Origin of the sequence: Streptomyces sp. AC602_WCS936, from assembly GCF_019049125.1 — a bacterium.
In the GTDB taxonomy this organism is placed as follows: domain Bacteria; phylum Actinomycetota; class Actinomycetes; order Streptomycetales; family Streptomycetaceae; genus Streptomyces.
The window spans coordinates 702435-714483 of sequence record NZ_JAGMUF010000090.1 but is presented as its reverse complement, the minus strand read 5'-3'; the positions used below and the strand labels follow the sequence as shown (position 1 = coordinate 714483).

The following is a 12049-nucleotide window of genomic DNA, read 5'->3' as shown; positions in this document are numbered from 1 at the left end:
CATGGCCGACGATCCCTTCGTCCTCGGCGGTACGACCTACGGGTCCCGCCTGATCATGGGTACGGGCGGGGCGCCCAGCCTCGACGTCCTGGAGCGGGCGCTGGTGGCGTCCGGCACGGAACTCACGACCGTCGCGATGCGGCGCGTGAACGCCTCGGTGCACGGGTCGGTGCTGTCGGTGCTGGAGAAGCTCGGCATCCGGGTGCTGCCGAACACGGCAGGCTGCTTCACCGCCGGGGAGGCCGTGCTCACCGCGCGGCTCGCGCGCGAAGCGCTCGGGACCGACCTGGTGAAGCTGGAGGTCATCGCCGACGAGCGCACCCTGCTGCCGGACCCGATCGAGCTGCTGGACGCGGCGGAGACGCTGGTCGACGACGGGTTCACGGTGCTGCCGTACACCAACGACGACCCGGTCCTCGCGCGGAAGCTGGAGGACGTCGGGTGCGCGGCGATCATGCCGCTCGGGTCGCCGATCGGGTCGGGGCTGGGCATCCGCAACCCGCACAACTTCGAGCTGATCGTGGAGCACGCGCGCGTGCCGGTGATCCTGGACGCGGGGGCCGGTACGGCGTCGGACGTGGCGCTGGCGATGGAGCTGGGGTGTGCGGGGGTGATGCTGGCGTCGGCGGTGACGCGGGCGCAGGAACCGGTGCTGATGGCGGAGGGGATGCGGTTCGCCGTGGAGGCGGGGCGCTGCGCGCGGCGGGCGGGGCGGATTCCGCGGCGGCGGTTCGCCGAGGCGTCGTCTCCTGCGGAGGGCCTTGCGGTGCTGGATCCGGAGCGGCCCGCTTTTCAGTGAGCCTGCGCTGTCCTGGGGTCTTGGTCTCCCACCCGCGCACCACCCGTTTCCAGTCGGGCAAGAGGTGGGCCTCGCCCGTGGGGGTCGAGCGCCGTCGGCGGCCGACCGTGCGTGGGCGGCTACTCGAGTGCTCGTGCGTGGGAAGCGTCACAGGTGCGCTGCAGTACCGGGGCCGATCGGTGACGGCGGCGTCGGGTGTCCGTGGTGGCTCGTAGACTCGCTGCGTGGACACGACCCTTCAGGACCCTCTCGTCGGGCAGGTGCTCGACGGCCGGTACCGCGTAGAGGCGCGGATCGCGGTCGGTGGGATGGCCACGGTCTACCGGGCCGTGGACACCCGCCTGGACCGCGTGCTCGCGCTGAAGGTGATGCACCCTACGCTCGCGACCGACGCCACCTTCGTGGAGCGCTTCATCCGCGAGGCGAAGTCGGTCGCCCGGCTGGACCATCCCAATGTCGTGCAGGTGTTCGATCAGGGAGCCGAGGGGGCGTACGTCTACCTGGCGATGGAGTACATCGCCGGCTGCACCCTGCGTGACGTGCTGCGCGAGCGCGGGGCGCTCAGGCCGCGGGCCGCGCTGGACATCCTGGAGCCGGTGCTGGCCGCGCTGGGCGCCGCGCACCGGGCCGGCTTCGTGCACCGGGACATGAAGCCGGAGAACGTGCTGATAGGGGACGACGGCCGGGTCAAGGTCGCCGACTTCGGACTGGTCCGGGCCGTGGACACGGTCACCAACACCACCGGCTCCGTCCTCGGCACCGTCTCCTACCTGGCGCCCGAGCAGATCGAGCAGGGCGCGGCCGACCCCCGGGTCGACGTGTACGCGTGCGGCGTCGTGCTGTACGAGATGCTGACCGGCGGCAAGCCGCACGAGGGCGACTCCCCGGCCCAGGTCCTCTACAAGCACCTGCACGAGGACGTGCCGCCGCCGTCGGCCGCGGTGCCGGGGATGGCGTACGAGCTGGACGAGCTGGTCGCCTCAGCGACCGCGCGCAACCCGGAGATCCGGCCGCACGACGCCGTGGCGCTGCTCGCGCAGACCCGTGAGGCCCGAGCCGCGCTCACCGAGGAGCAGCTGGACGCGGTGCCGCCGCAGGCGCTCGCCGGGGAGCACGACAACGCGGAGGACCGCACGAGCGTGATCCCCCGCGCGCTGACGATGCCCCGGCCGCTGCCCGTCAACGAGGACGACGGCGACGGCGACGGCCCGGACGGCGCCTTCCCCGCGGACGCCGACGGGATGCACCGCACCAGTCGGCTGACCGCTCCCCCGGCGGCCCCGCCCGGGCGCCGACGCCCTCAGCTGCGGCGCGGCCCGCTGGCGATCGTCATCGCCGTCCTGCTGGTGCTCGGCGTCGGCACGGGCGTCTGGTACATCAACTCCGGCCAGTTCACCAAGGTGCCGGCGCTGGTGTCCAAGACGGAGGCGCAGGCCCGGGACCGGCTGGAGGACGCCGGGCTGGACGTCGGCAAGGTCGAGCACGCCTACAGCGACACCGTGGAGCGCGGCAAGGTCATCAGCACCGACCCCGGTGTGGGCACCCGCATCCGCAAGAACGACTCGGTGTCGCTCACGGTCTCCGACGGCCCCGACACCGTGAAGCTGCCGGACGTCGAGGGCTACAAGCTGGACCGGGCGCGGACCGTGTTGAAGGACGAGGGGCTGGAGCCGGGCATGGTGACCCGGGCGTTCAGCGGGGAGGTGCCGAAGGGCTTCGTGATCTCCACGAAGCCGAGGACGGGCACCACCGTGCGCGCGGGCTCCGCGGTCGCGCTGGTCGTCAGCAAGGGCAGCCCGATCGACGTCCCGGACGTCACCGGCGACGACCTGGCCGACGCGCGGGCCGAGCTGACCGAGGCCGGGCTGAAGGTGAAGGTCGCCGACGAGCAGGTGAACTCGGAGTACGACAAGGGCCAGGTCGCCCGTCAGACGCCGGGTTCGGGCAGCCGGGCCGCCGAGGGCGACACGGTGACCCTCACGGTCTCCAAGGGCCCCGAGATGATCGAGGTGCCGGACGTGGTCGGCGACAGCGTGGACGACGCCAAACGGAAGCTGAAGGACGCGGGCTTCGACGTGGAGGAGGACCGCGGTCTGCTCGGGCTGTTCGGCGACACGGTGAAGGAGCAGTCCGTGGACGGCGGGGACACCGCTCCCAAGGGATCCACCATCAAGATCACCATCAGGTGACGCACGCAGGTGACGCCCTCAGGTGACGGCACTCACGGTCCGGGGGCGTGACCAGTCATGACACCCTGAATGGGTGAACAGTGAACGGTCCGCCTCCTCCCCCTCCCCCGCCCCCGCGCTCCCCCGCAATCCCGTCGGCGGCCACGTCCCCGTGGCCGGCGGCCTGCACTCGGTCGGCCTGTCCTACGCCCGTGACCTGAAGGCGGAGACCGTGCAGGTCTTCGTCGCCAACCCGCGCGGCTGGGCCACGCCGGCCGGCAACCCGAAGCAGGACGAGGCGTTCCGGGAGGCCTGCGCGGCCGGGTCGATCCCGGCGTACGTGCACGCGCCGTACCTGATCAACTTCGGCTCGCACACCGAGGCGACGGTGGAGCGGTCGGTCGAGTCGCTGCGGCACTCGCTGCGGCGCGGGCGGGCGATCGGGGCGCTCGGCGTGGTCGTGCACACCGGCAGCGCGACCGGTGGGCGGGACCGGGCGGTGGCGCTGAAGCAGGTGCGGGAGCACATGCTGCCGCTGCTCGACGAGCTGACCCACGACGACGCCCCGTACCTGCTGCTGGAGTCGACGGCGGGCCAGGGCGCCTCCCTGTGCTCGCGGACCTGGGACTTCGGGCCGTACTTCGAGGCGCTGGACGCCCACCCGAAGCTGGGCGTGTGCCTGGACACCTGCCACATCTTCGCGGCCGGGCACGACCTGACCGGGCCGTCCGGCATGCACCAGACCCTGGACCTGCTGGTGGACACGGTTGGCGAGGGCCGGCTGAAGCTGATCCACGCCAACGACTCCAAGGACGTGGCCGGCGCACACAAGGACCGGCACGAGAACATCGGCGCCGGACACATCGGCGAGGACCCGTTCCGCGCGCTGATGACCCACCCGGCGACCGAGGGCGTGCCGCTGGTCATCGAGACCCCGGGCGGCAAGGAGGGGCACGCGGCGGACGTGGAGCGGCTGAAGAAGCTGCGCGACGGCTGACCCGGAAGACCGACCGGTCCGACCGTCCGACCGGTCAGAGCCCGGGACCGTCCCCCGGCTCCTCCTGGTAGGAGTAGCGCTGCTCCTTCCAGGGGTCGCCGATGTTGTGGTAGCCGCGCTCCTCCCAGAAGCCGCGGCGGTCGGCGGTCATGTACTCGATGCCGCGGACCCACTTCGGGCCCTTCCAGGCGTACAGGTGCGGCACGACCAGCCGCAGCGGGAAGCCGTGCTCGGCGGTGAGCAGCTCGCCGTCCTTGTGGGTGGCGAAGAGGGTGCGCTCCGCGGCGAAGTCGGACAGCCGGAGGTTGGAGCTGAAGCCGTACTCGGCCCACACCATCACATGGGTGACGGCCGGCCCGGGCGGAGCCAGGTCCAGGATCGTGGCGGCCGGGACGCCGCCCCACTCGGAGCCGAGCATGCTGAACTTGGTGACGCAGTGCAGGTCGGCGACGACCGTGGTGTACGGCAGGGCGGTGAACTCGTCGTGGGTCCAGCCGTGCTTCTCACCGTCGGCGGTGGTCCCGAAGACCCGGAACTCCCAGCGCTCGGGGCGGAACTTGGGGACCGGTCCGTAGTGCGTGACCGGCCAGCCGCGCTGCAGTCGCTGTCCCGGCGGGAGCTCGAACCGCGGCGCTCCTTGCGAACCGCCTTCTCCCGATTCGTGTTCCACCGGCTGACCCATGCCTCCATCCTGACAGACCCGGACCGATGCCCCGGACCCGCCCCACTTACATTCGGGCAATCGACAACAAAATGGACTAAGCCTGTACTTACTTACTAAGTCTAGACTTACTGGACGATCTTGGAAGCCGGTGCAATCATGCGGCGCAACACGCCAGTTCCCGTTCGAAGGAGCGTCAAGCGATGCAGGGCGACCCCGAGGTCATCGAGTTCCTGAATGAGCAGCTCACCGCCGAGCTCACGGCGATCAACCAGTACTTCCTGCACGCGAAGCTGCAGGACCACAAGGGCTGGACCAAGCTCGCGAAGTACACGCGCGCGGAGTCCTTCGACGAGATGCGCCACGCCGAGGTGCTCACCGACCGCATCCTGCTCCTGGACGGCCTGCCGAACTACCAGCGGCTCTTCCACGTGCGGGTCGGCCAGAGCGTGACCGAGATGTTCCAGGCCGACCGGGAGATCGAGGTCGAGGCGATCGACCGGCTGCGCCGGGGCATCGAGGTGATGCGGGCCAAGCACGACATCACGTCGGCGAACGTCTTCGAGGCGATCCTCGCCGACGAGGAGCATCACATCGACTACCTGGACACCCAGCTGGAGCTGATCGAGAAGCTCGGCGAGTCGCTGTACCTGTCCACGGTGATCGAGCAGTCCCAGCCGGACGCGTCCGACCCCGGCTCACTGTAGCCGGGTCTTGCCCTAGGCGGCCTCGGGAAGCTCCGCGAGGACCGGCTCCCCCTGGTCGGCCAGCTGACGGCGGGGGCAGGCGCCCCGGCCGAGCAGCGCCTGGATGCGGCGTACACAGCCGCCGCAGTCGGTGCCGGCCTTGCAGGCGGAGGCGATCTGCCGGGGCGTGCAGGCGCCGGCTTCCGCGTGGCTCTTCACCTGTTCCTCGGTGACACCGAAGCAGCTGCAGACGAACACGCGGTTCACCTCCCGAGCGGGGTACAAGGTCGTGCCGTACCGACGACGACCGGAGGGCCCGACTGATCGGTGAGGCAAACCTAACCTTACCCATCACGCAAGATCGACAAAAGGGAAGGGGGCGCGGATCGAGTGTGACCCGCGCCCCATTCACCGACCCCCAGCGGGGTCGTCCGTCACTGGTCCCGGTACATCTCCGCCACCAGGAACGCCAGGTCGAGCGACTGGCTGCGGTTGAGCCGCGGGTCGCAGGCCGTCTCGTAGCGCTGGTGCAGGTCGTCGACGAAGATCTCGTCGCCGCCGCCCACGCACTCGGTCACGTCGTCGCCGGTCAGCTCCACGTGGATGCCGCCCGGGTGGGTGCCGAGCGCCTTGTGGACCTCGAAGAAGCCCTTGACCTCGTCGAGCACGTCGTCGAAGCGGCGGGTCTTGTGACCGGAGGCCGCCTCGTAGGTGTTGCCGTGCATCGGGTCGGTGATCCAGGCGACGGTCGCGCCGGAGGCGGTGACCTTCTCCACCAGCTCGGGGAGCTTGTCGCGGATCTTGTCCGCGCCCATGCGGACGATGAAGGTCAGCCGGCCGGGCTCGCGCTCCGGGTCGAGGCGCTCGATGTACTGCAGCGCCTCCTCGGCCGTCGTCGTCGGGCCGAGCTTGATGCCGATCGGGTTGCGGATGCGGGAGGCGAACTCGATGTGCGCGTGGTCCAGCTGCCGGGTGCGCTCACCGATCCACACCATGTGCCCGGAGACGTCGTACAGCTGCCCCGTGCGCGAGTCCACGCGGGTGAGCGCCGACTCGTAGTCGAGCAGCAGCGCCTCGTGCGAGGAGAAGAACTCGACGGTCTGGAACTCGGCCGGGTCCGTCCCGCAGGCCCGCATGAAGTTCAGCGCGTTGTCGATCTCCCGGGCGAGCTGCTCGTAGCGCTGGCCCGACGGGGACGACTTCACGAAGTCCTGGTTCCAGGCGTGCACCTGGCGCAGGTCGGCGTAACCGCCGGTGGTGAAGGCGCGCACCAGGTTCAGCGTGGACGCCGACGCGTGGTACATCCGCTTGAGCCGCTCGGGGTCCGGAATCCGGGCCGCCTCGGTGAAGTCGAAGCCGTTGACGGAGTCGCCGCGGTAGGTCGGCAGGGTCACGCCGTCGCGGGTCTCGGTCGGCTTGGAGCGCGGCTTGGAGTACTGGCCGGCGATCCGGCCCACCTTCACCACGGGCACGGAGGCGGCGTACGTGAGCACGGCGCCCATCTGGAGCAGCGTCTTGAGCTTGTTGCGGATGTGGTCCGCGGACACCGCGTCGAAGGCCTCGGCGCAGTCGCCGCCCTGGAGGAGGAACGCCTCTCCCTTGGCGACGGCCGCCATCCGGGCGCGCAGCTGGTCGCACTCGCCCGCGAAGACGAGCGGCGGATACGACTCGAGGTCCGCGATCACTGCGCGCAGAGCCTCGGTGTCGGGGTACTCAGGCTGCTGCGCCGCGGGCAGGTCTCGCCAGGTGTTGCCAGCGCTCGGGCTGGTCTTAGCGTTCACGGTCACGGCCTCAACATTACGGGGTCGGAACGGGGCCCCCGCCCCGTGCCCAGGGAATGAGACGCACGGAATGCTCCGTGGACACCGGGGCGGTGGGGTACGCTGCGCCGTATGTTCGCGCACTCGACCCAGAACTGGTGGTGGACCGCTCATCCGGCGGCCCACTGACTGCGCGTACGCAAGACTTCGCGAAGGCCGCCCGAGGGGCGGCCTTCGGCGTTTGTGCGACCGGGACCGTTCCTCTCCGACGAACCGAGAAGGACACGGATCACCCATGACACCGCTCGACGGCCTCCTGGCCGACTCCCGCCCGTTCGCCCTGCTGCGCCGCCGCACCCCGGGCCACGACCACGACACCGTGGAACTGCTGCTCGGCCCGGTGACGGAGCACGACAGACTGGCCGACCTGCCCGGCGAGGGGCTGGCGCTCGTCCCCTTCCGGCAGATCCGCGAGCGCGGCTTCGACGTCCGCGACGACGGCACGCCGCTGCTGGTGCTGACTCCCGAGGAGCGGTACGACGTGCCGCTCGCCGACGTCCTCGCCGCCCTCCCCGCGCACGACGTCCGCGTCGAAGGCGGTGGCTTCGACGTCGGTGACGAGGAGTACGCGGAGATCGTCGGACGGGTGCTGGACGAGGAGATCGGGGCCGGCGAGGGCGCGAACTTCGTGATCCGGCGGACGTACGAGGGCATGATCCCCGGGTTCGGGCGGGCCGACGCGCTGGCGCTGTTCCGGCGGCTGCTGGAGGGCGAACGGGGTGCGTACTGGACGTTCGTCGTGCACACCGGGGACCGCACGCTGGTCGGGGCCAGCCCCGAGGTGCACGTGCGGATGTCCGGCGGCACGGTCGTCATGAACCCGATCAGCGGGACGTACCGCTATCCCGCCGAGGGGCCGACCCCGGAGCACCTGCTGGGCTTCCTCGCCGACGGCAAGGAGATCGAGGAGCTGTCGATGGTGGTCGACGAGGAGCTCAAGATGATGTGCACCGTCGGCGACATGGGCGGCGTCGTCGTCGGGCCCCGGCTGAAGGAGATGGCGCACCTCGCGCACACCGAGTACGAGCTGCGCGGCAAGTCCTCGCTGGACGTGCGGGAGGTGCTGAAGGAGACGATGTTCGCGGCGACGGTCACCGGATCGCCGGTGCAGAACGCCTGCCGGGTCATCGAGCGGCACGAGACCGGCGGGCGCGGCTACTACGCGGGGGCGCTGGCGCTGCTCGGCCGGGACTCCGGCGGCTCCCAGACCCTCGACTCCCCCATCCTGATCCGTACCGCCGACATCGACGCGGGCGGGCGGCTTCGGGTGCCGGTCGGCGCCACGCTGGTGCGGGGCTCGGACCCGGCGGGCGAGGTCGCGGAGACCCACGCCAAGGCGGCCGGGGTGCTGGCGGCCCTCGGCGTACGACCGTCCCGGCCGCGTACGGAGGCCGGGCGGCCGAAGCTCGCCGACGACCCCCGGGTGCGGGCGGCCCTGGACGGGCGCCGCTCCTCGCTGGCGCCGTTCTGGCTGCGGATGCAGGAGCCGTCCGACGCGCTCACCGGGCACGCCCTGGTCGTCGACGCCGAGGACACCTTCACGGCGATGCTCGCGCACGTACTGCGCTCCTCGGGGCTCGCGGTGAGCGTGCGCCGGTACGACGAGGAGGGGCTGCGCGAGGCGGTGCTCGGGCACGAGGGACCGGTGGTGCTGGGCCCCGGTCCCGGTGATCCGTCCGACCCCGCCGACCCCAAGATGCGTTTCCTGCGCGCCCTGACCGCCGACGTGATCCGGGAGAACCGGCACGGCGTCCTCGGCGTCTGCCTCGGGCACGAGCTGATCGCGGCGGAGCTGGGACTGGACGTCGTCCGCAAGGAGGTGCCGTACCAGGGGGCGCAGACGGAGATCGACCTGTTCGGACGGCGCGAGACGGTGGGCTTCTACAACAGTTTCACGGCGCGCTGCGACGACGAGACGGCCGCCGAGCTGGCCGCGCACGGCGTGGAGGTGAGCCGCTCGGCGGGCGGCGAGGTGCACGCGCTGCGCGGCCCCGGTTTCGCGGGCGTGCAGTTCCACCCCGAGTCCGTGCTGACGCTGAACGGCGCCGCGATCGTGCGGGAGCTGGCCGGTCAGCTGCGGGGCACCAGCACGTTCTCCGAGCGGCGGCCGGCCAGGTAGTCGAGGACGTTCTTCGCCGTGGTGTCGACGATCTGGCCGACGGCGTCCTCGGTGTAGTACGCCTGGTGCGAGCTGACCAGGACGTTCGGGAAGGTGACGAGGCGGGCCAGGGTGTCGTCGGCGATGGCCTCCAGGGACTTGTCGAGGAAGAACAGGCCCGCCTCCGCCTCGTACACGTCCAGGCCCACACCCGTGAAGCGACCCGCGCGCAGCTCGGTGACCAGGGCGGCGCTGTCGATCAGCCCGCCGCGGCTGGAGTTGATCAGGATCGCGTCGTCCCGCATCGACTTCAGGGCGGGCGCGTCGATCAGGTGCCGGGTCTCGGGCATCAGGGGGACGTGCAGGGAGAGCAGGTCGGAGCGGGCGAGCAGCTCGTCCTTGGGGACGTAGCGCATGCCCAGCTCCATGCACGCGGGGTTCTCGGCGACGTCCCAGCCCAGCAGCCGCATGCCGAAGCCGTGGGCGATGCGGGCGAAGGCCTCGCCGATCTTGCCGGTGCCGATCACGCCGGCGGTGCGGCCGTGCATGTCCCGGCCCATCAGACCGTCCAGGCGGAAGTCGAAGTCGCGGGTGCGGGTGGAGGCGCGCACGATCCGCCGGTTGACGGCCATGGCGAGGGTCCAGGCGAACTCGGCGACCGAGTACGGGGAGTAGTACGACACCCGGGCGACGGTCATGCCGAGCCGCCCGGCCGTGTCGAGGTCGATGTTGTTGAAGCCGGTGGAGCGCTGGGCCACCATCCGGGTGCCGCCGGCCGCGAGGATCTCCAGGACGGCCGCGCCGAGGTCGGCGTTGACGGAGGTGGAGACGATCTCGTGGCCGGCCGCGATGGGGGCGGTGTCCTCGTTGAGGAAGACGTCCAGGCAGCGGATCTCGTCGTGGCCGTGGAAGGCCCGCTCGATCAGGGGCCGCTCGTCGGCCTGGACGCCGAAGGCCAGGATCTCCATGACCGCTCCCGTTCTGCTGGGCTCGGGCTTCTGCCGGACTCCGGGCCGAATATACGGCGCGGGGCGCACGGCCGCCGGTCAGCGGTCAGCGGTCAGCGGTCAGCGGTCAGCCGAAGAAGACGCCGACCTCCTCGTACAGCTTCGGGTCGACCGTCTTCAGCCGGGCCGTGGCGTCGGCGATCGGGACGCGGACGATGTCCGTGCCGCGCAGGGCGACCATCTTGCCGAAGTCGCCGTCGCGGACGCAGTCGATGGCGTGCAGCCCGAACCGGGTGGCGAGCCAGCGGTCGAAGGCACTGGGCGTGCCGCCGCGCTGGACATGGCCGAGGACCGTCGTCCGGGCCTCGTTGCCGGTGCGTTTCTCGATCTCCTTCGCCAGCCACTCACCCACGCCGGACAGCCGGACATGGCCGTAGGAGTCCAGCGTCTCGTCCTTGAGCACCATGTCGCCGTCCTTCGGCATCGCCCCCTCGGCGACGACCACGATCGGCGCGTACGACGCCCGGAACCGGGAGGTCACCCAGGCGCACACCTGCTCGGTGTCGAAGCGTTGCTCGGGGATGAGGATGACGTTGGCGCCGCCGGCCAGGCCCGAGTGCAGCGCGATCCAGCCGGCGTGCCGGCCCATGACCTCCACGACCAGGACCCGCATGTGGGACTCGGCGGTGGTGTGCAGCCGGTCGATGGCCTCGGTGGCGATGCCGACGGCCGTGTCGAAGCCGAAGGTGTAGTCGGTGGCGGACAGGTCGTTGTCGATGGTCTTGGGGACGCCGACGCAGGGCACGCCGTACTCGTCGGCGAGGCGGGTGGCGACGCCGAGGGTGTCCTCGCCGCCGATGGTGATGAGGGCCTCGACGCCGAGCTTCGCGAGGTTCTCCTTGATGCGCCGGATGCCGTGTTCGTGTTGGAGCGGGTTGGTGCGCGAGGAGCCGAGGACGGTGCCGCCGCGGGGCAGGATGCCGCGGACGGCCGGGATGTCGAGCGGGACGGAGTCGCCCTCCAGCGGACCGCGCCAGCCGTCCCGGAAGCCGACGAATCCGTAGCCGTACTCCTGTACGCCCTTGCGGACGACGGCCCGGATGACGGCGTTGAGCCCGGGGCAGTCACCGCCTCCGGTCAGTACTCCGACCTTCATCGCGAACTCCCTTGCCACAGCGGGTGGTTCAGGCCACCGCCACTGTCCCGCGCGGACTCACGCGTCGTCCAGACCCCGTTCTATCGCGTACCGCACCAGTTCCACCCGGTTGTGCAGCTGGAGCTTGCCGAGGGTGTTCTGGACGTGGTTCTGCACGGTGCGGTGGGAGATGACGAGGCGTTCGGCGATCTGCTTGTAGCTCAGGCCCTTGGCGACCAGGCGCAGCACCTCGGTCTCGCGGTCGGTGAGCCGAGGCGCCCCGGGGTCGCCGGTCTCCGCCGCCGGCGCCGGCTCGGAGGCTAGGCGGCGGTACTCGCCGAGGACCAGTCCGGCCAGCCCCGGGGTGAACACCGGGTCGCCGACGGCCGTGCGGCGCACCGCGTCCTGCAGTTCCTCCGTGGAGGCCGACTTCAGCAGGTAGCCGGTCGCGCCGGACTTCACGGCTTCCAGTACGTCGGCGTGCTCGCCGCTCGCGGAGAGCACGAGGACGCGCAGCTTGGGATCGGTGCCGACGACCTCCTTGCAGACCTGGACGCCGGGCTTGCCGGGCAGGTTGAGGTCGAGGACGAGGACGTCGGGGGCGGCGGCCCGGGCGCGGCGCACGGCCTGGTCTCCGTCGCCGGCGGTGGCGACCACGTCGAAGCCGGATTCCGCCAGGTCCCGGGCGACGGCGTCGCGCCACATGGGGTGGTCGTCGACCACCATGACCTTGATCAT

General features: G+C 71.2%; 12 protein-coding genes. 6 read left to right on the top strand and 6 right to left on the bottom strand.

The annotated features are described in order from the left end of the window. Position 1: 1 nt before the first annotated feature. From KUM03_RS28595 to KUM03_RS28585, 3 genes are all read left to right on the top strand, one after another. A complete protein-coding gene (locus KUM03_RS28595; protein ID WP_217252799.1) occupies positions 2-799 on the top strand; it encodes a thiazole synthase in 798 nt (265 codons plus the stop codon). 224 nt (positions 800-1023) lie between these two features. Further along, complete coding sequence (gene pknB / locus KUM03_RS28590; protein ID WP_217252797.1) at positions 1024-2988, top strand: Stk1 family PASTA domain-containing Ser/Thr kinase; 1965 nt, start codon at positions 1024-1026, stop codon at positions 2986-2988. Positions 2989-3061: 73 nt separating this feature from the next. After that, the gene (locus KUM03_RS28585) at positions 3062-3964 is read left to right on the top strand and encodes a deoxyribonuclease IV (RefSeq protein WP_217252795.1); all 903 of its coding nucleotides are present in this window, start codon (positions 3062-3064) and stop codon (positions 3962-3964) included. Positions 3965-3998: 34 nt separating this feature from the next. On the opposite strand, the gene KUM03_RS28580 is transcribed toward KUM03_RS28585, so the two are convergent. Beyond that, a complete protein-coding gene (locus KUM03_RS28580; protein WP_217252792.1) occupies positions 3999-4646 on the bottom strand; it encodes a sulfite oxidase-like oxidoreductase in 648 nt (215 codons plus the stop codon). Positions 4647-4828: 182 nt separating this feature from the next. On the opposite strand from KUM03_RS28580, the gene bfr reads away from it, so the two are divergent. Continuing rightward, positions 4829-5332 (top strand): bacterioferritin, encoded by a 504-nt coding sequence (bfr, locus tag KUM03_RS28575; RefSeq protein WP_217252790.1) that lies wholly within the window; start codon positions 4829-4831, stop codon positions 5330-5332. Positions 5333-5344: 12 nt separating this feature from the next. Here the strand turns inward: bfr and KUM03_RS28570 are convergent, their stop codons facing one another. Together KUM03_RS28570 and KUM03_RS28565 are read right to left on the bottom strand one after the other, a co-directional pair. Then, positions 5345-5578: a bacterioferritin-associated ferredoxin gene (locus KUM03_RS28570; RefSeq protein WP_073723846.1), complete on the bottom strand. Its 234-nt coding sequence runs from the start codon at positions 5576-5578 to the stop codon at positions 5345-5347. Positions 5579-5745: 167 nt separating this feature from the next. Further along, on the bottom strand, positions 5746-7098 hold the full coding sequence (locus KUM03_RS28565) for a class II 3-deoxy-7-phosphoheptulonate synthase (protein WP_217252787.1): 1353 nt from the start codon (positions 7096-7098) through the stop codon (positions 5746-5748). A gap of 105 nt (positions 7099-7203) precedes the next feature. On the opposite strand from KUM03_RS28565, the gene KUM03_RS39345 reads away from it, so the two are divergent. Beyond that, a complete protein-coding gene (locus tag KUM03_RS39345) occupies positions 7204-7260 on the top strand; it encodes a trp operon leader peptide (protein ID WP_071528813.1) in 57 nt (18 codons plus the stop codon). 106 nt (positions 7261-7366) lie between these two features. Beyond that, positions 7367-9250, top strand: a complete 1884-nt coding sequence (locus KUM03_RS28555; RefSeq protein WP_217252785.1) for an anthranilate synthase family protein — start codon at positions 7367-7369, stop codon at positions 9248-9250. Here KUM03_RS28555 and KUM03_RS28550 read toward each other — a convergent pair. From KUM03_RS28550 to KUM03_RS28540, 3 genes are all read right to left on the bottom strand, one after another. Continuing rightward, positions 9202-10197, bottom strand: coding sequence for a 2-hydroxyacid dehydrogenase (locus KUM03_RS28550; protein ID WP_217252782.1), 996 nt, complete (start codon positions 10195-10197; stop codon positions 9202-9204). The genes KUM03_RS28555 and KUM03_RS28550 overlap by 49 nt on opposite strands. 106 nt (positions 10198-10303) lie before the next feature. Continuing rightward, positions 10304-11332: a 6-phosphofructokinase gene (locus KUM03_RS28545; protein WP_217252780.1), complete on the bottom strand. Its 1029-nt coding sequence runs from the start codon at positions 11330-11332 to the stop codon at positions 10304-10306. Between the two features lie 57 nt (positions 11333-11389). Continuing rightward, the gene (locus KUM03_RS28540; protein ID WP_217253060.1) at positions 11390-12037 is read right to left on the bottom strand and encodes a response regulator transcription factor; all 648 of its coding nucleotides are present in this window, start codon (positions 12035-12037) and stop codon (positions 11390-11392) included. Positions 12038-12049: the final 12 nt, after the last annotated feature.